The following is a 20,074-nucleotide window of genomic DNA, read 5'->3' on the forward strand; positions in this document are numbered from 1 at the left end:
GCGACGTAGGCGAGCAGGTGGAGGAGGGCGGTCATGGGGTGCCGCCCTTCTGCCAGGTGACGAACCGGTGCCAGGCGACGGCGAACAGGGGTTGCGCGGCGAGCCAGCCGAGGAGGAGCCACGCCCACCAGGTCACGACTCGGCCCCGGCGGCCATGCGGCGGAGCAGGTCGGCTCCGTGGCGGACGTACCGGTCAATGCCGAAGCCGGTGAACGTGGCGTCGATCGCGTCGGCGGCTTCGCGGAGGACGGCGGCGCGGGTCTCGGTGTCGTGGTTGGTGGGCGCGGCCAGCCCGGCAGCTGTGTCGTCGACGTAGCAGGGCCCGTCGGGCCGGTGGACGACGCCGGACGTCCCAGGCTCGCCGCACCCGCACGCGGCCAGCCCAGCGGCGGGGTTCCACACGCCGTTCGACGGGTTCGGCCACGACACGTAGGGGAAATCGGTGGCGCTCTGGCACTGTCCGGCGTGCCCGGTGACCAGCACGCAGCGGACCAACTCGCCGGTGGAGATCGGCAGCGAGTGGCTCCCGCAGGCCGGGAACGGAGCCTCGTCGGCGGCCGGCTGTCCGGTGGCCTGGCGGGCGGCGTCCCGGACGGCGAGGACGGCGTCGGCAAGGTCGTACTCGGTGGCGGCGAGGAGAGACGTGGTCGCCCCGCTCCAGGGCCTCGCGGGTTCCACCACGGCCTGCTTGATGCGGGCAAGCAAGGCTTCGGCGATCTCGCGGCGAAGGGTCTGGTCGGTCATGGTCATGCTCCTGGTGGTCGGCTGGGTAGGGTCCGGGGTGGCCGTCCGCCCGCGCTGCCTGCGGGCGGACGGCTTGCGCGCGGGGTCAGATGCGGCTCGGGTGGGACGCGACGTCGGCATCGGCCATCGCGGCGTTGCACTCGGCCTTCAGCTCCTCGTAGCTCTTGGCCGGGGTCTTCTCGGCGCCGGTGACGGCCTCCAGCAAGCTGTGGAGCTTGTCCCCCGCCGGGGTGACCTTCGTGAACGGGATGCCGCCGAGGTCGTCGCGGATGGCTTCGGCCTCCGCAGGCGAGAAGGTGACCTCGATGGCTCCGGTCTCGGTAATGGCGATGCGCATGTGCTGCTCCTGTGGGTCGGGTGGAGCCGGATCAGATGGCGGGGTGCTGCTTGTGAGCGGCTGTGCGGGCCTGGTGGACGGTGTCGCGGCGCAGCCGGGTCCCGTTGTGCGACGTGCAGAGGGCGCCGGGTTGTGAGCCGCAGGCCGGGCATGCGGTGTTGATCGCCGGAAGGGACAGGGCCGGGGCGTTGGACTGGTCGGGCATCTTGTGCTCCTGGAAGTTGTCGAGGGCGAGTTGGCCGGCGGCTTCGCGGGCTGCTCGCCGGGTGGCTGCGGCGGTCTGGCGGTGGTGGTCGCGGTCGTAGTGGAGGTGGCAGCCCTGGCACATGGCGCGGAGGTTGCCGGGGTCGCAGTTCTCGGGGGTGTGGTCGAGGTGCGCGACCGTGAGCACGACGCGGGAGCCGGTGCCGTAGGCGCGGCCGCCGTTCACGTTGGGGCAGCGGCCGGTGTGGGTGCCGCGGCCGCACTCGCCGAGGCACTCGCAGCGGCCGGCCGCGCGCCCGGTGCGGATGCCGAGGCTGATCTGGGGCCAGTCGGCCGGGTAACGGCCGCGGTTCTCAGGCCGGATCGGCATCGGCGCTGCTCCCCTCGGCCCGGGCGGGCTGCGGCTCGATCGTGGTGATCGTGGTCCGGCGGATGACGCGCGCCCGCCGGCCACTGCTCTCCTCCGCGGACGCGGACCACTCCAGGGCCGCAGTCCGGGGGCAGTCGAGGGAGAACGTCGTCCACTGCCCAGGGCTGCGCTCGATCTCGACGTCGAAGGCGACGGCGAGGGGCCGGGCCTGGTCGAGCGCTCCGGGCGGGAGGACCTCGGCTCCGATGTACGCGGCGACGGCGACGGTCAGCGCGCCGACCAGGGTCGGGGTGGTGTCGGGGTCGCCTAGCCGGATCGGGGTGTCCCGCAGCGTCCGGGCGATCACCTGGGCGAGCGGCGCGAGTTCGGCGAGGTCCGGATCTGTCCGGACGCTGTCCGGGGCGCTCACGACGCGTCGTCCTGACCAGCGCGGACAGCCGGATCCGGCGTCCGGACCGCAGTCCGGGCCTGGTGCGCGGCCTTCTGCTCGTCGCACGCACGACCCGACGCGGCCCGGCACTCCGGCCGGTCGATGTGGTACCGAGGTGAGGCGCACTCGGGCACGCCCGGCACCTTCAGCGGCCCGGACCACGTGTTCCGGATCTCGCTCGTCTCGATCTGCTCCCCGCAGTGCGCGCACACCATCGGATGCGGCCGGCTGTCGATGTCCCGCGCCCACGCCGCGCAGACCGCGGCGACCTGGACCAGCTCGGCCCGCAACCGGGCGGGGTCCGCTTCGGCGAGGGCCTGGTAGACCTCCTCCAGCAGGATCAGCGACCAGCGAGGCCCGTTCACGGACTCGGCCGCGTTCTCGGTGTCCTCGCGGGCCTGGTCGGCCATGCCCACGTAGTACTTGGCGCCGGTGCCGTCGGGGTGGTGCTGGTCGCCGAACTTGGCGAGCTGGGCCTGGCGCTCGTCGTCCACGTGAGCGGTGAACCTGGCAAGGCCGGGGGTGCGGATCAGGGTCGGGTACATCGGGTTTCTCCTATGCGCGAGGTCGGGCGGGAACCGGTGACGCGGCCTGTTGGTCAGGCGGCTGGTGTGTCGTCGTGTTCGAGGCAGGTGGTGTATCCGCGGTCGAGGCGGTAGCCGTGGAGGGGGTGGTTGCAGACGGTGCAGTGGGGGGTGTGTGGGGTGTCTGTTCCGGGCGTTCCCTCCCCGTCCCCCTCCCTAGAGGGGGGTGACGGGGGAACGGGGGGTGTTCCTGGCGTTCCCTCGGTGTTACCGGGGAACGTTTGAGCTGGGGCTTTACTGTCCCTTGACTCGTTCCGGGGAACGTTCCCCGGGAACGTCTCTTGGAGGGGCTCGGGGGAACGTTGCGGGGGAACGTCTGCGGCGCGTGTCTGGCGGGCCTTGACGATGCGGGCGACCTTGTCGGATCCGGCCGGGATTTTGAGCTCGGCGAGCTTCTCCTTGACGCGGCGGTTGCCTGCTTCGAGGGGGACGCCGGCCTTGTCGAGGCGGGCGATGATCTCGGCGTCGGAGCCGGGCTGCGGGGTGACGTCGGGGGTGTCCCACTCCATGACGATGTGACGGGTGCCGCCGTGGGCCCAGTTGTCGCCGTCGCGGCGGGCCTGGCGGACGAGGTTGAAGGTGTCGGGGCCGATGCCGGTGCGGGTGTGGGTGCGCTTGAGAGTGAGGGCGCCGCCGCCTTCGGCGGAGAGCTCCCAGACGTGGTCGACGTCCTGGGTCTTGGCGGAGGAGCCGCGGGCGCCGCGCTCGGAGTCCTTGCCGCGGTGGTCGAGGCGGATGGAGGCGATGCGGTCGCGCTTGAGGGGGAGGAGGGTGTGGCGGTAGAGGGACAGCCAGGTGTCGGCGTCGTTCTCGGGGCCGGAGATGAACCGGGAGACGGTGTCGATGACGACGAGCTCGGCCTGGGTGGCCTTGACCATGGACATCAGGTCGGCGCCGCCGCCGGGGGTGTCGAGGGGGCGGACGGGCGGGAAGGAGGCGTAGCGGAGTTCGCCCATGCTGCGCGGTCCGGCACCGAAGGACAGGAACCGTTCCTGGACCTGCTCCTGGCCGTTCTCGGCGTCGAGGTAGAGGATGCGGACGGGTTCCTGCGGCTTGTCGCCGAGGAACGACTGGCCGGTGGCCATGCGCCACATCCACTCCTGGAGGAACAGGCTCTTGCCGGCCTTGCCGTCGCCGACGAGGGTGATCTGCTGGCCGGGGGCCATGAGCTTGCCGAGGAGGAGCTGGATGCTGCCGAAGTCGGTGGCGAAGAAGCTGTTCCAGTCGAGGAGGGTGGACACCAGGTGCGCGGGGCCGTGGCCGGTGGACTCGCGGAGGGTCTCGTCCTGCTGGAACGCGACGACGAGGGCGTTGAGTTCGGAGCCGTCGGCCCCGTTGGCGATGGCGGCCTTGAGGGCGTTGGCGTGCTCGTCGAAGCGGCGCTCGCGGGCCTTGTTGGCGACCTGCTGCGCGAAGTGGGGGGCGCTGCTCGCGGGGAGGATCTCGGCGCCGAGCCGGTAGATGAGCTGGCCGCCCTGCACTTCGTGGAGGCGGCCCTGGCGCTCGATCTCGGCGCGGACGAGCGCGGGGTGGGGCGGGGTGCCTGCGGCGACGAGCCCGGCGACGGTGTCCCAGATGAGGCGGTGGGCGGGCAGGTAGATGTCGGTGCGGTCGAGGAGCTCGGCGCAGGCCTGGTAGGCGCCGGCGTCGTGCATGACGGCACAGAGGACCATGGCCTCGGCCTCGGCGTCGTGGGGGGCGCGCATGGTGAGGCCGTCGTGGTCCGCCTGCTGGTGCGGGAAGTGGCGGACGTTCTCCACGTGCGGTCTCCTCAGAAAAGAGTGGTCGGCTCGGCGGTACAGGCGTGCTCGGTGACGTGCGGGTGGGGACAGTCGGGCGGGTGCCAGCGGGACAGCCACCGCAGCCGTGGTGTGGCGTGCGGACGGGAGTGGAGGCACCAGATGAGCCGGTTCGGTGTCCGTACGGCCTGCTGCTGCTCGGGGGTGAGCGGCCTGAGGTCGGCGGTGACACGGAGGGCGGCCCGGTCCCCGACCCACTGCGTGAGGACGGGGGCCGCGCACGACGGGCACCGGGAGTCGGCGGCGCCCGTCGCGCGCGGCCGGCTCATCAGGCCGGGGTGCCGTTCATGATCGGCTGCTCGATCTCGGTGCCGATCGCCTTGACGACGTCCGCGAAGGCGGTGCGGAGGATGTCGCCGGGCCGCTCCAGCTTGTAGCCGAGGGTGAGGCCGCCCTCCTTGTTGATCCGGTAGCGGAAGCGGGCGGTGAGCTTGTAGCCCTCGCTGCCGTCGAACGGGATCAGGCCGATGGTGAAGACCTCGGGGATGGTGAGCTGCCCGCGCTGTCCGGCCTTGGCCTGCGTCGTCTCGACGAACTGGAACTGCCGCTGACCGGAGGAGAGTCGGGTGGAGTTCTGCCACTCGACCTTGGTGGCGCCCTGGATGGACTGGGCGATCTCCAGCATCTCGGCGGCGGACGGCTCCAGGAGCTCGGGGAGGTGGTCCTCGAGGAACTCGGCGAACTCTTCCTGCGGCATCAGTCGGCCGTCGCGCTCGAGCCACTGCGCCCACGAGTCGGTCTTGCGTAGGCCGAGGGTGAGGCGGTGGCCGGACCAGCGGGCGGTGTCGGCGGTGTGGGCGTCGAGGACGGCGGTGACGGTGAGGCGGTCGGCGTCGGCGTAGACCTCGGTGTCCGCGTCGGAGTGCTTGGTGAAGTAGGCCTGGAACGACGTGGCGTCGCGGACGGTGGTCGTGCCGGACTTCCGGGCCGGGGTGCCGGTGTGCTCCGGGCCGGTCAGGTCGACGGCGCGGTAGCCGTCGCCGGTGCGGATGACGTGGTACTTCCCCGCCTCCAGCGCAACCGGGGCCGCGGCCTGCTGGGCAATGCTGACGATCTGCTGCACGTCGTTGGGCGTGGTGATGGTCATGATCAGGCGTCCTTGAAGGTCTGGGTGGCGGGGGCGGAGCGGAAGTCGATCTGCATCTGGCGGGGGTCCTCCCGCACGGGCTGGCCGTCGGCGTCGAGGAAGTAGAGGTTCTTCACCGGGGTCGGCTTCGGCGCCTTGACGGTCGACTCGACACCGATCGGCATGGGCGCGGACTCCACCCCGTTGGCGGGCGGATCGACGACGATCGTGATCGTCAGCGAGCCCTTCTTGCCGTGCGCCCGGACGGCGTCGAGCAGGTGGTGAAACTCGCGGCTGAGTTCCTCGTCCGTGCGGCCGTTGAGGTGGCTGGCGAGGAACGCAGCGACGGGCGCCGTGCCCTGCTCCTGCTGCTCGTCGGTAACGCGCTCGGGCTGGATCGCGGTCATGCGGCGTGTGCTCCTTCGGTGCTGGCCGTGCAGACGGCCTGGTGGGTGGTGCGGATGTGGGCGATGAACCGGGCGACCGCCGTCGGCCGGGGCTCGCCGGGTCGGAAGATCGGGGTGTCAGCGGTCTGGCAGAGCAGGCACTCGAACCGTGCCGTCGGCATGCGGGTCCAGCGGATCCGGCCGGCGTGGGCGCCGTGCTTGATCTCGCGGCCTTCGCCGCAGTCGATGAACAGGGCGCTGGTGACCTGCTGGCTGGTCATGCGGCAGCCGTCAGGCGGTTGGCGGCCCACCGCATTTCGCTGTCGGCGAGGTGCTCGGGGGCGACGCAGTACGGGACGCCGCACGTCGCCTTCACCGGGCCGTCCGGCGGCCGGTGGTGGGCGACCATGAACGCGAGCTGGGCGGCGGTGAGAGTGCGGCCGCCGGTGTAGACGGAAGCCGCGCGGCCCTGCCACCAGACGTGGCCCTGGTCGCCCTGGACGGTGCGGTCGAGGAACAGCTCGACGAGCGGGCTGCGGGTGTCGCGCAGCCACTCGGCCCGCACCTCGGCGACGAGCTGGTCGTCCGTCATGTCCTTCTTGGCGGCCTTCCGGGAGATCCGGAGGCGCTGCTCGTAGCTCAGGCCGCCGTACACGCCGTCGCTGATCTGGCGGCGGGCGATGGCGAACAGGGCGCACGTCATGGCGACGGGGCATTCGCGGCAGAAGGCCTTGGCCTCGTCGGCCTGGATGGCGTGCTTGCCGGTCGTGCCGTCGGGGAACCACAGGTCGGGGTCGATGCCCTTGCGGCGGCGGCAGTCGGCCTGGTGGCGCCAGTCGGGGGTCTTGTCGGTGCTGCTGGGGCGGCTGTTCACTGCGCACCTCCGAGGATCGCGCTGAACTGAGTGCGCATGGGCTGGTCTTCGACATGGGCGGGGTGGACGCACCGCGGGGTGCCGCAGCCGGGCTGGACCTTGCCGATCGGGGCCCGGCGGTACTGCTGGCGGAACGCGATCCGGGCCGCGCTGACCGCAATGCCCTCGGCGGTGCGGATGCGGTAGTCCGACGAGGGCCACAGCAGGTGTCCGTCCTCGGTGGGGACGGCGCGGCGGCGGAAGGTGTCGTCGATGCTCGCGGCCTTGGCGCCGGGTGGGTGGAGGGGGATGCCGAGCCGGTTGCGGATGCTGCGGAGCTCGGCTGCGTCGACCTGGTAGGTGCGTGCGGCGGCCGAGACCGAGCGGCCGGCGGTCAGCATGTCGGTGGCGAGCTGGAAACGGCCGGCCCGGTCCTGCATGTGCGCCGGGGCGATGCACCAGTCCTCGCCGCAGACGGGCAGCGCCTTTCCGATGGCCGGTCGTCCGTGGGCGATCTCGAAGGCGGCTTGTCCGGCGGTCCAGCCGCGGCCCTGCCAGCGGAAAGCGCGGGAGCCGTCGGCCTGGACGTGGGTGGTCCACCTCATGTGGCCGTTGCGGGTCTTCTGGGCATGGCGGAGGAAGGCGGATTCCAGGGTCGGGGCGGGCTTCTTCCCGGACCGAGCTTTCGGCAGGCCGAGAGCGGCACGGGTGCGCGAGACGTACTTGTCGTCGGTGTGGAGCTCGCGAGCGATGGCCCGGTCCGAGTGGCCGGCGCGGAGCATGTCGGCGACGTCCTGGCGGATCTTCATCGGGCCACCGCCGGAACCTGCTCCGGCCACGCGACGCCGTCAAGGGCGCGCCGGTGGGTGTCGGGCAGCACTGCGAGCGGGTAGCCCAGCCAGTGCAGTCCGATCGCGGCGAGAATGACGGCGTCGGCCTGGTCGTACCGGCCTCGGCCCTCGCAGGGCACGTTGTACCGCTCGACCGCGACGTCCCGAACCATGGCCTTGGCCGCGGTCTTCCGCTGCGACGGCGGGAGGTGCTTCGCGGGGTTGGCGACCCCGGTCGCGTAGATGATGCGGTGCTGCGGGTAGCAGATTGCGATCGGGATGCGGCGGCGCCACAGGTCGTGCTTGACCAGACCGCGAAGGTAGGTCATCTCCTCGACGCCCGGGCGGTAGCCGACGGACATGGCCGGCCCTTCCATGACGACGAGGCTGGTCTCGTCCGGGATGCGCTCCTGGACGCTGCGGCGGTGGAACTCCAGCCGGTCGTGGCCGGTCAGGTTCTTCGGGATGAGGGCCTCAGCGGTGGCGCCGTTGCTGATGCCGGTGGAGTTGAGGGACAGGTCGAGCCCGTAGACGGTGGGCCAAGTGGTGCCCGCGGCCGGGAGGCGGGTCATCCCGGCCGCGGGGGTCTGGGTGAGCGTCACAGCGAGGCCTCGGCCTTCTCGCGGGCTTCGCGGCACATCTCCTCGTTGGAGGCCTGGACGGCGAGGAGTTGCTGCTCCAGCGCGACGTACGCGCGCCGCAGACGGTCGTGCTCGGCGATGGTGACGGCGTGGCCGCCCTTCTGCGTGAGGAGTTCGCGCAGGCTCTCGATCTCCTCGGCGTAGCCCTTGGTGATCGTGCGGGCGGCGTTCAGGCTGTTGCGGGCGTCGTCGCGCTGCTTGAGGGCGAGCTCGTAGCGGGCCTGGAGGGCGCGGTAGGCGCCACGGGATACGGGCATGGTCAGGCTCCGTTCTGCTGGCGGGGGATGAGCGGCCACTCGGGCGCGCAGTAGGCGTCGGGGTCGGCCTTGCGGAGGTGGGTCTGGAGGCTGGCGGCCTGCTCGGCGGCCCACTCGACCTGCGCCGTGTGCAGCTCGTCGAGCGGCATCGCGGCGAGCTGCGGCTGGGTGTTTCCGATGCGCCAGGCGACCCGGCACGCGGCGATCGCGTCGGCCGAGGAGGTGTGCGCGGCGCCGAGCTCGACCTGGTAGTGCTCGCACAGGGCGGTGAGGTTGCGCTTTCCGCGCCGGTAGCGGTCGACCTGCTTGTCGAGGACGAGCGGGTCGATGACCGGTCCGGCCGGGAGCGGTGGGAGCCCGTGGCGGGCGGCCTCGCGGTCCAACAGGGTCAGGTCGTAGCGGGCGTTCATCGCGACGATGGGGATGCCGGCGGCGATGACCTGGCCGAGGGCGGCGAGGACGTCGGCGACGACCTCGGCGGCGGGCTTCCCCTCGGCGCGGGCCCGCTCGGTAGTGATGCCGTGGACCTTCGCGGCGCCCTCGGGGATGTCGATGCCGGGGTCGGCGAGCCAGTCCGCAGCGGCGGGGGGCTGGCCGCCGCCGACCTGGACGACGGTGGCGGTGACGATGCGGTCCGCTTCGACGTCGACGCCGGTGGTCTCCAGGTCGAAGCCGCACATGCGGCTGACGTGCCAGCTCACTGGTCACCGCCCGAGCGCTCGGCGTAGATCCGGCGGCCGAGGCTGTCGAGCGTTTCCAACTCGCCCGTCTCGTTCTGCACCTTCCGGTTCATCATGCGGAGGTTGGTGAGCTCGTAACCGATCTGCTGGAGACGGCCCTGGGACGTCTTCGGGTTGAGGATCTCGTCTCGGTACGACTCGGCCGACCGGGCGGGAGCGTCGTTGCCGCGCTCGACGTACGAGGCGTCGGGGTCCTTGTCGTGGGTCGGCGTCAGGCCGGCAGACAGGAGCAAGACCCGCAGCGCCACGGACTGGGCCTTCGCGGTGGCCTTGTCGGCCGAGTCGAGCGCTTCGCCTTGCGTCTGGAGGGTGAGGGTGTCGCCCTTGGGTCCGACGATCTGCCACGTCACGGTGGCCGTGCACTCGTGCATCTTGTTGCCCTTGGACGTCGTGGTGTCCCGGTAGGACGCCTCGACGTGCAGGGGGAAGACGTTGACGCCGTGCTTCAGCGTCACGGGTCCGAAGGTGTTGACGACGGTGTCGACGCCGCGGAAGTTGAAGCGGGTGCCGCCACCGTTGTACTGCTCGCCCTTGGCGATGGCTCGGATCTCCTTGCGGACCCGAATCCAGGCCAGGTGCACGGGGACCATCTCCGGGTCGTCGTCGCCCGGCTCGTAGTCGGCCATCGGGTCCGGCGCCGGGAACTGGTCGACGTACTCCCGCGGGAGGCTCAGGTCCTCGGGCTGCTCGTCGGCGGTACGGCCGGCGGCGGCCGCCGCCCGCTCCTGGATGCTGGTCATGCTGCGTGCTCCTCACGGACAGAGCGGGGGATGGTCAGGCGGCGGGACACGCGGTCCTCGACGCAGTCGGCGTACGCCTCCGGCCAGCGCTCGGCGAGCCGCTCCAGGTCGCAGTGCTGGCGGGACTGCTCGTCGAGGGACACGAAAGGCTTCCCCAGGACGACCGCGGACTCCGCGTCGCCCAGGCCGGAGAGGATCCGGGCCTTCGCGGCCTTCTTCCGCTTCTCGGCGGCCGCGTAGTCGGCGTGCGCGTCGAGGTAGTCGCCCACAGCGTCCTGGGTGTCGACGTCGCGGGTGATGTCGACCTCGCCCGCCCGGTCGCGGTACAGCCGGTCGTACAGGTCGAGCAGGACGTCCGGGTCGGCGTCGCCCGGGATCGTCGGCGGGCGCCGGTCGACGACCTGCTGCCAGGCGCGCTCACCGGCGGCCCGAAGGTCGGCGACGAGGTCGGCGTGATCGGCGACCCGGATGACGTACTGCCGGTAGTCGTTGCCGCCGATGAGGACGGCGGCGTGCATGTGGTCGTAGCCGCAGGTGTCGGCCTGCCACAGGGTCTGGACGAGGACGTCGTCGGCGACGCCGCGCCGGAACTGGCCGGCCTTCATCTTGTCGCGGCACTTGATCTCCACGGCGCACTTCTCGCGGCCGTCGGCGAGGGGGCACTCCAGGACGCGGCGGTCGAGGGTGCACATCTGCCAGGGGCGGTCGATGTTCTGGACGAGGCCGACGCGGCGGACGACGGAGCGGTTGCGGCGGGCCCACTCGCGGGCGACGGTCTCTTCGAACGCGCGGCCCCACAGGGCGGGTTCGGAGTCGTCGCCGTCGAGCGGCAGGCCGCCGGTCTTGTCGTGCCAGACGGACAACGCGTTGCCGTAGCGGCTGATGCCGAGGATGGCGGCGATGTCGCTGGAGCCGAAGCCTGCGCGGCGGGCCTGGAGCCAGACCTCGCGGTCGGCGTCGGCGGAGAGGATGAGACGGCCGGTCGGTGTGACCCGGCGGCCGGCGGCCGGGGCCTGAGCGGCCCCAGCCTGCGCAGCTGCGTTACTCACGCGGCGACCTCCCTCTGGGCCGCCTCATACCGGCGGGAGGCTTCTCGTCGGCAACTCCGGCAGCCACGGCGCCCGGCAGCGACGTACGTGTTCACCTCGTCGTACGGGTGCCCCTGGGGGCAGCGCGTCTTGGTCGAGTTGTGCGCAACACCGCGGCGGGTGTTCTCGGCCTGCGTGACCGGCTCCAGGTGGGCGGGGTTCACGCAGTGCCGCACGCGGCAGGTGTGGTCGATGACCAAGCCGTCCGGGATGGGCCCGACGAGCGCGGTGTACGCAGCGCGGTGGACCTTCTCCCTGTGGTTGTTGACGCTGATGTGGCCGTATCCGTACCGGTCGAGGAAGCCGGTCCACAGCCAGCAGTCGCTGTTGCGGTCGACCTGCCGTTGGATGCGCTCCGAGACGGAGTCGTTCGTCGTCATGCGGCGCTCCTCAGGTTCAGGATCTTCGGGGTGTACGAGCGGCGGCCGGTGTCCGGCGCGTCCTTGGCGGTGAGGGCCCCGCGGGCGGCCAGCGCGCGCAGGTCCTTCCGCGCGGTGTTCCGCTTGCTCGTCGGCCAAGGGCTTGCGTGCATGACGGCCTCCACGCGGCGGACGGTCCACACGCCGCCCGTACGGCGAATCTCGGCGAGGAGCCAGTCCCGGCGGTTGATCGGGTCAGACATCGGTGACCTCCGTCATGACGTGGTGCTCCCAGCCCGGGACGAACGTGTCGAGCGACGCGTCCGGGGTGCTCTGTCCGAACTCCCTGCCGCACTGGCACGAGCCGATGAGCTCGCAGTCGCCGTACTGGACGACCAGGGCGTGGCCGCCGTAGAGGGTGGCGAGGAAGTCGGCGTTCGGGACGGGGTCGTGGGGCTCCTTGTCGGCCCGGGCGAGCAGCGAGGCAGCACCTTCGGCGCTGTAGCCGGTGCGCTGGAGCGCGGTGAGGATCTCGGCGCGGGCGCTCACTCGTCGCCCTCCTTCGTCAGGGCAGGGACGCCGCGCTCCTGCCGGAACTCGTCGATGGCCTGTCGGCAGCACACCGGCTCGCCGCCGATGCTGTGGTCGTCGAACCGGAGGAAGGAATCGGCAGCTTCCGCGGCGGTCATCTCCTCCCACCGCAGTCCGCAGTGCGAGCAGGTGTGCTTCTCGTCGCAGTCCACCCGGCCCGAGCGGACGTGCGGCTTGTGGAGGAGCGCGGCGAGCATCTCTTCGCACCGACGCTGGTAGTCGCCTTCCGTGTCGTTGCTGACGAGACGGTCGCCGATCGAGACGGAGCCGAAGTCGCCCAGGCGGCGGGGCACGATGGTCAGCTCCAAGGGGGCGCCGGAGAGGGTGCCGTTCAGGTGGTGGGCGATTCCGGGGAACCCGAGCTCGCTGATGTTGATGTGGGTGTGCTGGGGGTGGATCTCAATGACCACCCGCCAGTTGTCGCGGCGGGTCAGCTTCACGACGCCCTCCGTTCCTGCTTCGCGAAGTGCAGGAGAGCGGCCTCAGCCTGCTCCGCAGCCGCCACCATGGGCTTCGCGAACATCTCCATCCGGCGGGCGGCGCGCAGGGCCTGCGGCCCGGTGAGCGCGACCTTCGTGGCCAGCCGCTCGACGAGCTTGGCCTTCAGCTCCTCGAACGTCAGGCGCTCGGGGGCGTGCCCGTCGTGGCCGGCCGTCGGCTCGGCGCAGGCGAGCTCCATGAACGTCTCGAAGAACTCGTCGTCCATGAGCAGGTTGAGGACGTCGTCGACGTTGTTCTCGACGAGCGAGGCGACGTCAGCCGTCACGAGGGACGGAGTGGCCTCGATGTGGAAGCGTCCTGTGATGGGCGTGCGGTCAGCGGGCATCGGTGCCTCCAAGGGCGAGCTCGAGGAGCCAGAAGGAGAGGAACGCGAGGGCGAACGCGATGAGCCAGATCACGGCGTCACCTCGACGGGCCTGTGCAGGCAGTCGACGTGCCGGTACAGCTCCTCGTCGGCGGACCCGTCGTCCACGTGCCAGACCGAGGTGCGCCAGCCGCAGGTGCCGCAGGTGCGGGAGACCTCGGCGCTGGCCCCGTTCACCGGCCGGGCCCCGGCGCCGAAGGGGTTCAGCTCGGAGAACGAGTGCGTGCAGTCGTCGGCCTCGCACTCGTACGGGTCGGTTTCGGGGTCGTGGCACTGGCACGCGGGCGAGGCGGTCACGGCGTCACCTCGCGCAGGTCGCGGCCGAGGGCGTAGTCGTGGTGCAGCGGCGAGTCGTGCGGGTCCTCCGGCTGCCGCTGCCGGGCGGGCACCATGGGCAGCGGGTCGCAGTCGACCGCGCCAGCCAGCCGCGCCGTCGAGCAGGGGTAAGGCACCAGGCCATCACCACCCGCCGCAAAGGCGTCCGCGTTGAAGCACTTCGGGCAGGGGCCGGCCACCGAGTCGGTGTGCAGGCGCCGGATCCGTCCGGCGGCGGCCTCCAGCTCGGCGACCCGTTCGACCGCTTTGGAGAGCTCCTCGTTCGTCGAGTGCCGCTCCGCCTCCAGCTCCGCCACCCGGGCCAGCAGGGCCCGCTGCTCGTCCGCCGTATCCGGCGACTGGAGCAGGCACGCCGACTCCAGAGCGGCCGCCCACCCAGCCGGAAGCGCCTTGCCCTGCTTCCTCGCCCGGCAGATCACGTCCGCCGCCGCGTTCACGCGCTTCGTGTTCACGCCGCACGCTCCTCGTGGCGCATCAGCGACCAGCCGCGGACCGTCACACCGTCGACCAGGACGTCCGCCGACGTGTACGTCGAGGAGTCGGCGTTGTAGTGCGGGTCCGCCGCGGTCGTGATGCCGTACTGCGCGGCGAACCTCGCGACCAGCTCCGGCTGGTGGTGGAAGTAGATCTCGACGCGGTAGCCGCTGTCGTACCGCTCGATGTTCACGGTCGTGGGCTCGTCGGCCAGGTTGGCGACGACGGTCTCGGCGACCGAGAAGGCGTGCATCAGCGCGTCACGCTGGCTCAGATTGGGCGCCGGGACCACGGGGATTACCGGGGTCGGGCGGGTAAGGTTGACGCTCACGGGTGCCTCTGCTTTCTGCTGTGAGTGGAGGGATTCCGGAGGGGTCGCGTACGGACGGGCTAGGTCCGGGGCGGCCCCGCTTTGCGTTGGTCAGGCGGTGGCGGCGAGTTCGCCAGCCTGCTCGGTCATCCAGGCGCGGACCTTGTCGATGTCGAAGCGCCGGCCGCGGAACGCGGTGGGCTCCAGCGGGCATCCCTGCTGGACCCACTGGTTGACGGTCCAGTTGGAGACGCCGTATCGGGCCATGAGCTGCTCGGTGGTGAGCAGCGGGGTGACTCCGACGGGGCGCAAAATTTCCGTGCGTTCAGCGAGGGTCTGAGTCGCCATTGGGGCTAGACCTTTCCACTGTGTCGGTTGAAACTGAGGGCATGTCGAAGAGGTCCTGCAGGGGCTCACGGAGGGCGAGGGCGAAGAGCCAGCACGTCCGGAGTCGGAATCGCTCGGCGGCCGACTCTCCGCGTCCGGTGATCTTCGAGACCGTCGCCAGGCTGATGCCCCGACCCGCTACGTCGACGGCCTTGGTGGCCGCGGCGAGCTTCTCCCCCGTCAGACCCTGTCGCGCCATCGCGGTGCGAATGGGCTTGCCGTGGTCTTTCCGGAGCAGGTGGGTCATGGACGCCTCGCGCTGTTCGGTCTTCGCCGGCGGACCTCGTCGGCGTTGACACATTTCTACTGTGTCCGTGTCGGTGGCGTCAAGTGAGTCTCAGTGAGTGTTGGTGAGTTTCAGTGAGCCTCGGGCGGCTGCGGCGTACCCACTGGCCTTAATCGAATGCCCGTTCTAGACTCCCGCATATGCCACGCAACGGCGCGCGACGGGGAGGTCACGCGCCGCTGTGAGATTGCGCCAGGCTTCTACTTTTACTTGCGAAAGTAGAAGATCCACAGCCATGCTTACCCCGTGGAAAGCGACCCGACGCCGCAGCCCGAGAACCTGGCGCAGCTGATCAAGCGGATTGAAGACACCTACGGGGTGAGCCAGTCCGAGATCGCGCGCCGTATCGGCGTCGCCCCTGCCACCGTGAACAGCTGGAAGCTCGCCAAGCGAGGCGGCACCCGCGGCCCCAACGCGGAGAAGCTGCGCGCCATCGCCCGCGAGTTCCCGAAGTTCAGCGAGGAGCGCGTCTTCGAGGCCGCCAAGCGCCTGGCGCCCGGCCCCCTGGACGCCGACGCCGAGCAGCGACTCCTGGACCTCTTCCGCGGCCTCACCGAGGAGCAGCAGCGCGCCAAGCTCATCGAGATGCGCGCCCTCAACGACGCCAACAAGCAGTAGGACGCGCCGGCCGTAATCACCCGGCATGCCGTACAACCCTCTGCTGCGCTCGTAGGTCTAACCGAAATGGACTTCGCCACTCCCTGTGAAACCAGAGTGACTTATCGCACCGAGAGTGGTCGCGAATTCACCTAACAGGGGGTACGGTCGGGACAGCGGCCTGCCCTCCCCCATGGCCGACGTCCCACACGTCGCCTGCCTGCCCGGGGGATTCCATGTGCCTTCGCGTCCGCTTCGAAACCTTCGACCCGCTCACGTTCCGGCCGTACGACGCCACTGGGAACACGGTCACTCTGCCCGACACCCTCCCCGAAGCGGAGTCCTTCATCGCCCTTCGAGCTGTCCTTGAGGAACTCGCCGTCGAGCAGCCTCTGGACGGTGCAATCTGCTGGTGCGGGGACCCTGTTGCACTGCTCCCCCGCGTACCCCGGCAGCGATCGAAGGGCGAGATGATCCATGGCGCATAAACCACAGCAGGTGGCGAGCAGCCGTTGCGGCTGCTGCGACTGCCTGCAAGACCTCCCACCCCACCAGTACGGCCACCGGCCGGCACAGGACCGGTGCACCGGCCCGTGGGAAGTGCGGTACCGAGCCGATGGCCGGCGCCGAGCGAAGCGCTTCGGCAGCCGCCGCGACGCACAGACCTTCAGCGAGATGGTCAAGACGCAGGGAGGCGGGCGTGCCTCGTAGGTCCACGAATAACCCGCGGCAGCTGCGGGCGAAGACGTGCGGGTGTCAGCTGTGCATGGAGAAGTACCCGCCCGAGAAGTACGGGCGGCGGAACCGCCGTCGAGACTGCCAGGGGTCCTGGCAGGCCCGGTACCGCGACCCGGCGGGAAACCAGAAGCAGAAGTGCTTCGCCATCGCGGACGGCGGGTTCAAGGCTGCGGAGGCGCACCTCGACAAGATGCGCGACCAGGTCCGCTCGAGGACGTACTCCGACCCGAAGCGCGGCGAGATCACCCTCGCGAAGTGGTGGGACTTGTGGTGGGAGGCGCAGCCCACGCGGGCCGTCACCACGAGGAACAGGAAGCAGTCCAACTGGACTGCCCACATCAAGCCGAAGTGGGGCAAGTACCGAATCTGCGACCTGGAGTACATCGAGCTCCAGGCCTGGATCACTAAGGACGTGAAGGGCTACCACACCCGCAAGAAGGTCCACGAGGTGCTGAGTTCACTGCTCCGCGCCGCGGTGAAGGACGGCCGGCGTATCCCGTTCAACCCGGCCGCCGACCTCGACATTGGTGACGCCCCTGGCAAGCACCCGGACGACGTCATGCCGCCCACCCGCGCGCAGTGCGCTCTGATCGTGGAGCACGCGCCGCACTACTACCGGCCGTTGATCGTGTTCCTGGAGAACACGGGGATGCGGTGGGGCGAGGCGACGGCGCTGCGCTGGGAGAACGTGGACCTGGAGGCCCACCACCTCAAGGTGAAGGAAGTGCTCAGTGAGGATCACGGGCGCCTGTTCCGCAAGGAAGCGCCGAAGTCCAACGCGGGCTTCCGGACGGTGCCGCTGACGCCGCAGGCCGAGGCGGCGGTCCGCACCATGGTCGAGCGGTGGCGCCCGAAGTCCACGATCACCCCGATCGGTGGCGACCCCTTCGACCTCGCTGCGGACGAGCTGGTGTTCCGCGGGCCGCAGGGCGGCGTCCTGACGCGGCACAACTTCCGACGCACCTGGATCCCTGCGATCCAGGCCGCCGGCCTCGCTCGCCAGGTGAAGAACCGGGAGACCGGCCGAATGGAGTGGTGGCCTCGGGTCCACGACTTGCGGCATGTGTTTGCGACGTGGCTGAAGGATGTGGGCATCGACGAGAAGGACACGCAGACGGTCATGGGCCATGAGCGCGGGTCGAAGGTGACGTGGATCTACCAGCACTCTCCTGCCGACGTGGCGGCGAAGGTGCGGGCGGCGATGGCACCGGAGACCGAGGGTGTTCGAACGCTGAGGGCGGTGTAGGGCCCGATGCCACGCGGATGCCACATGGATGCCACAACACCCCCTCACTGAGACTCACTGAGACTCACTGAAACCGTTTGGTGCAGGTCAAGCCCCTCTCGGTCTGGGCTCACTGAGGCTCACTCAGCCTCACTGAGACTCATGATCGCTTTACGTTCTCTCCTAAAGCGGGTGTCGCAGGTTCGAATCCTGCCGGGGGCACAAGCGCAAAGGCCCCCTGCCGATCTCGGCAGGGGGCCTCGTTCGTCGGGTACCCCGGTGTCGTGGGGCCGGGCGGGTGGTCAGCTGCTCTTGTGCATCGGGACCGTGATGCTGGTCTTCTTGCCGTTGTGGTAGTCCGTGTGGTCCCAGACCGAGATGTGGGTCCTGTCCTTCATGCGCAGCTGGAGGACCTCGTCGGCGTTGCTCCAGTTGTAGTAGAAGAACTGGAAGTTCGGGTCGGGGCTTTCTCCCATTTTCCGCTTTCCCCAGCTGCAGTCGCGGGAGGAATCCTGTTCGCAGGTCGACCAGGCCCGCGCGTAGAGGTGGCAGTCCTCCCCCTGCCAGACGTCGATGCGGCTGAGCCTGTCGTCGGAGGAGCGCCACGTTCCGTCGAAGCGGTTCGCGACGCAGGAGGCCGCGGCCTTCGTCGCCGAGGTGACCGTGAGCACGGCCGAGAGGGAGAGTGTCAGGGCCGCCGTCATGAGCAGGGCCATGATCTGGCGCAGGGGGCGCCCGGCGGTAGAGGTGTGTGACATGGCGAACCTCCCCGTGGCGAGGCAGCACGGGGCGTCCGGTGGGCACACCGGACCCGGGACCTGCGGATGATTGCGACGGGGCCGCTGCGTCCGGCCGGGACCCGTCGACCCCCTCGTCCTGCTTGCGCCACGTATGCAGGCGGGTGAGTGCCTTTCGTCCCCCACCTCCTCCAGACCAGCACTCCCCCATTTTGATCGCAAGTCAGGGGATTATTCCGCCCGCCGCATTTCCCTCGAATGCGGTCGTCCGGAATTCAGCGGAGTTCTTCGGGGCAGGCGGTGCCCCGGGGGAAGAGTTTGTACGGGGCCGCCAGGCGGTAGGTGCCGGCCTTGGGGGCGAGGAGTTCCGTCCATTCGTCGCCCTCCGCGTCCGGCTCCACCTTCAGGAGGCAGCCCTCCTTGTTGGCGAAGACCTTCGGCAGCTCGGTCTCGGAGGCCTCGCGGGCCTTCTTCGAGGCCTCCGTCTCCTGCGGGGGCTCGATCTTGCCGCCGTTCTCGTCCAGCAGGGCGAGCCACGGAGAGTAGGGGACGCGGATCTTGATGCGGGCCGGCCGGTCGAGGCGCAGGACGACCTCGTTGGCCTCGGCACGCCGGACCTCGGCCGGCGCGTCGGCGAGCGGGGTCGGATCGGTGACCTCGTACAGGCGCCAGTTCGCGTCCGACCAGACCTGCTTCAGGTAGGGCAGGCCGTCGTCGACCAGCTCCGCCTCGCGCTGGGCGCCGGAGTCGGGGGCACCGGTCGGGAGGACGACGAAGTGGACGGCCCAGCGGTCGAGCCAGTCCTGGTAGTTCGTGGCGTTGAGGGTGTCGTCGTAGAAGAGCGGGTTGCGCTCGATGTCGGCCTGGCGGTTCCAGCCGCGGGCCAGGTTGATGTACGGGGCGAGGGCCGACGACTCGCGGTGGCTGGAGGCCGGCACGACCTCGACCCGGGCCTTCTCCGCGCCGCGCACCTGGAGCTGGTTGATCAGCGGGGCGACCTCGCGGGCCCAGGACGCGTCGGGGGCCGTACGGATGACGTCGTCGACGCCCTTGAAGCCGATCCAGAGGTTGAGGCCCGCGAAGGCCAGCACGATCGCGTACCAGCGGCGGGTGCGGGGGCGCGCGTACGGCAGGGCGGCGAGCAGGACCACGCCGGCGAAGAGCATCACGAGCCGGCTGACGTTCGAGCCGATCTGCGAGTCGACCAGCCAGGCGAGCAGGGTGCCCGCCGAGTAGACCGCCGCCGCCGTGCGCACCGTGCGCCAGTCCTTCGGGACGAGCACGAGGACCAGGACGCCGAAGACGAACGGCAGGCTCGTCGACATCAGGCTCATCGGCTGGGTGCCCGAGAAGGGGAACAGCCACGCCGACAGCGCCACGACCGCCACCGGGGCCAGGCCCACGGCGTACGCGCCCGGGCGCCGCTTGTTGAGGAAGAGCGCCGCCGCCACCACGCCCAGGAAGAGGCCCGCCACTGGACTGCAGGCGGTCGCGAGGCCCGCCAGCGGCGCGGCGACGCCGGCCTTCGCCCAGCGTCTGAAGCGCCAGCGGTGCGGCCAGCAGAAGACCGCCGCGACCGAGCCGAGCGCGAACATCATGCCGAGGCCGAAGGTGACCCGGCCCGACAGCGCGTTGCAGAGGAAGGCGAAGACGCCCGCGAGCGCGCACGCCATCGGATTGCGCACCGCCCGTACCCGGACCAGGATCAGCGCCGTCAGGGCCGCCGACAGGGTCCCGGCGACCATCATCGTCGTCCGGACCCCGAGCAGGGACATCAGGTACGGGGACACCACGCTGTAGGAGACCGGGTGCATCCCGCCGTACCAGGCCAGGTTGTACGCCGAGTCCGGGTGCCGGCCCACGAACTCCGCCCACGCGTCCTGGGCCGCGAGATCGCCGCCGCTGTTCGCGAAGAAGAAGAACCAGAGGACGTGCGTGACCGCCGCCGCGGCCGTCGCCACGAGGACCGTGGAGCGCCGGCGGCTCCGCCGGGAGCGGGGCGCGGCGGGCGGCTCGGCCGGCGGCCGGGGGGCCGGAAGTTCTATTCGCGAGGGCGAAGAGGAAGACGGAGAGGAGTTCATGGGTGCAGCCTCGGCGGCG

Annotated in this window: 30 protein-coding genes; 2 read left to right on the forward strand and 28 right to left on the reverse strand. The window is 70.6% G+C overall.

What is annotated here, in order from left to right; translation table 11 throughout:
* Positions 1–132: 132 nt before the first annotated feature.
* From ACGF1Z_RS31315 to ACGF1Z_RS31440, 26 genes are all read right to left on the reverse strand, one after another.
* Positions 133–744: a hypothetical protein gene (locus ACGF1Z_RS31315; RefSeq protein WP_393009415.1), complete on the reverse strand. Its 612-nt coding sequence runs from the start codon at positions 742–744 to the stop codon at positions 133–135.
* 85 nt (positions 745–829) lie between these two features.
* Positions 830–1,081: a hypothetical protein gene (locus ACGF1Z_RS31320; protein WP_393009416.1), complete on the reverse strand. Its 252-nt coding sequence runs from the start codon at positions 1,079–1,081 to the stop codon at positions 830–832.
* 31 nt (positions 1,082–1,112) lie between these two features.
* On the reverse strand, positions 1,113–1,655 hold the full coding sequence (locus ACGF1Z_RS31325; protein WP_393009417.1) for a hypothetical protein: 543 nt from the start codon (positions 1,653–1,655) through the stop codon (positions 1,113–1,115).
* Positions 1,639–2,064, reverse strand: coding sequence for a hypothetical protein (locus tag ACGF1Z_RS31330; RefSeq protein ID WP_393009418.1), 426 nt, complete (start codon positions 2,062–2,064; stop codon positions 1,639–1,641). The genes ACGF1Z_RS31325 and ACGF1Z_RS31330 overlap by 17 nt, the downstream gene beginning before the upstream one ends.
* On the reverse strand, positions 2,061–2,630 hold the full coding sequence (locus ACGF1Z_RS31335) for a hypothetical protein (protein WP_393009419.1): 570 nt from the start codon (positions 2,628–2,630) through the stop codon (positions 2,061–2,063). Before ACGF1Z_RS31335 ends, ACGF1Z_RS31330 begins: the two co-directional genes overlap by 4 nt.
* A 53-nt stretch (positions 2,631–2,683) precedes the next feature.
* Positions 2,684–4,429 (reverse strand): AAA family ATPase, encoded by a 1,746-nt coding sequence (locus tag ACGF1Z_RS31340; protein ID WP_393009420.1) that lies wholly within the window; start codon positions 4,427–4,429, stop codon positions 2,684–2,686.
* Positions 4,430–4,440: 11 nt separating this feature from the next.
* Positions 4,441–4,737, reverse strand: coding sequence for a hypothetical protein (locus ACGF1Z_RS31345; protein ID WP_393009421.1), 297 nt, complete (start codon positions 4,735–4,737; stop codon positions 4,441–4,443).
* Positions 4,737–5,555 (reverse strand): DUF2303 family protein, encoded by an 819-nt coding sequence (locus ACGF1Z_RS31350; RefSeq protein WP_393009422.1) that lies wholly within the window; start codon positions 5,553–5,555, stop codon positions 4,737–4,739. The genes ACGF1Z_RS31345 and ACGF1Z_RS31350 overlap by 1 nt, the downstream gene beginning before the upstream one ends.
* Positions 5,556–5,557: 2 nt before the next feature.
* Positions 5,558–5,941: a hypothetical protein gene (locus ACGF1Z_RS31355; RefSeq protein WP_393009423.1), complete on the reverse strand. Its 384-nt coding sequence runs from the start codon at positions 5,939–5,941 to the stop codon at positions 5,558–5,560.
* Positions 5,938–6,201, reverse strand: a complete 264-nt coding sequence (locus ACGF1Z_RS31360; protein WP_393009424.1) for a hypothetical protein — start codon at positions 6,199–6,201, stop codon at positions 5,938–5,940. Before ACGF1Z_RS31360 ends, ACGF1Z_RS31355 begins: the two co-directional genes overlap by 4 nt.
* Complete coding sequence (locus tag ACGF1Z_RS31365) at positions 6,198–6,794, reverse strand: WhiB family transcriptional regulator (RefSeq protein ID WP_393009425.1); 597 nt, start codon at positions 6,792–6,794, stop codon at positions 6,198–6,200. The genes ACGF1Z_RS31360 and ACGF1Z_RS31365 overlap by 4 nt, the downstream gene beginning before the upstream one ends.
* Positions 6,791–7,582 carry a hypothetical protein gene (locus ACGF1Z_RS31370; protein ID WP_393009426.1) on the reverse strand — a complete coding sequence of 264 codons (792 nt, stop codon included), beginning with the start codon at positions 7,580–7,582 and terminating at the stop codon, positions 6,791–6,793. The genes ACGF1Z_RS31365 and ACGF1Z_RS31370 overlap by 4 nt, the downstream gene beginning before the upstream one ends.
* A complete protein-coding gene (locus ACGF1Z_RS31375; protein WP_393009427.1) occupies positions 7,579–8,205 on the reverse strand; it encodes a hypothetical protein in 627 nt (208 codons plus the stop codon). Before ACGF1Z_RS31375 ends, ACGF1Z_RS31370 begins: the two co-directional genes overlap by 4 nt.
* A complete protein-coding gene (locus ACGF1Z_RS31380) occupies positions 8,202–8,501 on the reverse strand; it encodes a hypothetical protein (RefSeq protein ID WP_393009428.1) in 300 nt (99 codons plus the stop codon). The genes ACGF1Z_RS31375 and ACGF1Z_RS31380 overlap by 4 nt, the downstream gene beginning before the upstream one ends.
* Before the next feature lie 2 nt (positions 8,502–8,503).
* Positions 8,504–9,202 carry a 3'-5' exonuclease gene (locus ACGF1Z_RS31385; protein ID WP_393009429.1) on the reverse strand — a complete coding sequence of 233 codons (699 nt, stop codon included), beginning with the start codon at positions 9,200–9,202 and terminating at the stop codon, positions 8,504–8,506.
* Positions 9,199–9,981 carry an ERF family protein gene (locus tag ACGF1Z_RS31390; protein ID WP_393009430.1) on the reverse strand — a complete coding sequence of 261 codons (783 nt, stop codon included), beginning with the start codon at positions 9,979–9,981 and terminating at the stop codon, positions 9,199–9,201. Before ACGF1Z_RS31390 ends, ACGF1Z_RS31385 begins: the two co-directional genes overlap by 4 nt.
* Positions 9,978–11,030, reverse strand: coding sequence for a YqaJ viral recombinase family protein (locus ACGF1Z_RS31395; protein WP_393009431.1), 1,053 nt, complete (start codon positions 11,028–11,030; stop codon positions 9,978–9,980). Before ACGF1Z_RS31395 ends, ACGF1Z_RS31390 begins: the two co-directional genes overlap by 4 nt.
* Positions 11,027–11,449, reverse strand: a complete 423-nt coding sequence (locus ACGF1Z_RS31400; RefSeq protein WP_393009432.1) for an HNH endonuclease signature motif containing protein — start codon at positions 11,447–11,449, stop codon at positions 11,027–11,029. Before ACGF1Z_RS31400 ends, ACGF1Z_RS31395 begins: the two co-directional genes overlap by 4 nt.
* On the reverse strand, positions 11,446–11,691 hold the full coding sequence (locus tag ACGF1Z_RS31405; RefSeq protein ID WP_393009433.1) for a hypothetical protein: 246 nt from the start codon (positions 11,689–11,691) through the stop codon (positions 11,446–11,448). Before ACGF1Z_RS31405 ends, ACGF1Z_RS31400 begins: the two co-directional genes overlap by 4 nt.
* On the reverse strand, positions 11,684–11,977 hold the full coding sequence (locus ACGF1Z_RS31410; RefSeq protein ID WP_393009434.1) for a hypothetical protein: 294 nt from the start codon (positions 11,975–11,977) through the stop codon (positions 11,684–11,686). The genes ACGF1Z_RS31405 and ACGF1Z_RS31410 overlap by 8 nt, the downstream gene beginning before the upstream one ends.
* Positions 11,974–12,459: a hypothetical protein gene (locus ACGF1Z_RS31415; RefSeq protein WP_393009435.1), complete on the reverse strand. Its 486-nt coding sequence runs from the start codon at positions 12,457–12,459 to the stop codon at positions 11,974–11,976. Before ACGF1Z_RS31415 ends, ACGF1Z_RS31410 begins: the two co-directional genes overlap by 4 nt.
* Complete coding sequence (locus tag ACGF1Z_RS31420; RefSeq protein WP_393009436.1) at positions 12,456–12,845, reverse strand: hypothetical protein; 390 nt, start codon at positions 12,843–12,845, stop codon at positions 12,456–12,458. Before ACGF1Z_RS31420 ends, ACGF1Z_RS31415 begins: the two co-directional genes overlap by 4 nt.
* A 69-nt stretch (positions 12,846–12,914) precedes the next feature.
* Positions 12,915–13,181, reverse strand: coding sequence for a hypothetical protein (locus ACGF1Z_RS31425; protein WP_393009437.1), 267 nt, complete (start codon positions 13,179–13,181; stop codon positions 12,915–12,917).
* Positions 13,178–13,672, reverse strand: coding sequence for a hypothetical protein (locus tag ACGF1Z_RS31430; protein WP_393009438.1), 495 nt, complete (start codon positions 13,670–13,672; stop codon positions 13,178–13,180). The genes ACGF1Z_RS31425 and ACGF1Z_RS31430 overlap by 4 nt, the downstream gene beginning before the upstream one ends.
* On the reverse strand, positions 13,669–14,025 hold the full coding sequence (locus tag ACGF1Z_RS31435; RefSeq protein WP_393009439.1) for a hypothetical protein: 357 nt from the start codon (positions 14,023–14,025) through the stop codon (positions 13,669–13,671). Before ACGF1Z_RS31435 ends, ACGF1Z_RS31430 begins: the two co-directional genes overlap by 4 nt.
* Positions 14,026–14,115: 90 nt before the next feature.
* On the reverse strand, positions 14,116–14,352 hold the full coding sequence (locus ACGF1Z_RS31440; RefSeq protein ID WP_393009440.1) for a hypothetical protein: 237 nt from the start codon (positions 14,350–14,352) through the stop codon (positions 14,116–14,118).
* 571 nt (positions 14,353–14,923) lie between these two features.
* On the opposite strand from ACGF1Z_RS31440, the gene ACGF1Z_RS31445 reads away from it, so the two are divergent.
* Positions 14,924–15,295 carry a hypothetical protein gene (locus tag ACGF1Z_RS31445; protein WP_393009441.1) on the forward strand — a complete coding sequence of 124 codons (372 nt, stop codon included), beginning with the start codon at positions 14,924–14,926 and terminating at the stop codon, positions 15,293–15,295.
* 745 nt (positions 15,296–16,040) lie between these two features.
* The gene (locus tag ACGF1Z_RS31450; protein ID WP_393009442.1) at positions 16,041–17,258 is read left to right on the forward strand and encodes a tyrosine-type recombinase/integrase; all 1,218 of its coding nucleotides are present in this window, start codon (positions 16,041–16,043) and stop codon (positions 17,256–17,258) included.
* Positions 17,259–17,539: 281 nt separating this feature from the next.
* On the opposite strand, the gene ACGF1Z_RS31455 is transcribed toward ACGF1Z_RS31450, so the two are convergent.
* The gene (locus tag ACGF1Z_RS31455) at positions 17,540–17,995 is read right to left on the reverse strand and encodes a hypothetical protein (RefSeq protein WP_393009443.1); all 456 of its coding nucleotides are present in this window, start codon (positions 17,993–17,995) and stop codon (positions 17,540–17,542) included.
* A 254-nt stretch (positions 17,996–18,249) separates the two neighbouring features.
* On the reverse strand, positions 18,250–20,055 hold the full coding sequence (locus ACGF1Z_RS31460; RefSeq protein WP_393009444.1) for an MFS transporter: 1,806 nt from the start codon (positions 20,053–20,055) through the stop codon (positions 18,250–18,252).
* Positions 20,056–20,074: the final 19 nt, after the last annotated feature.

It is taken from the genome of Streptomyces sp. NPDC048018, from assembly GCF_043202995.1.
Classification (GTDB): Bacteria; Actinomycetota; Actinomycetes; order Streptomycetales; family Streptomycetaceae; genus Streptomyces.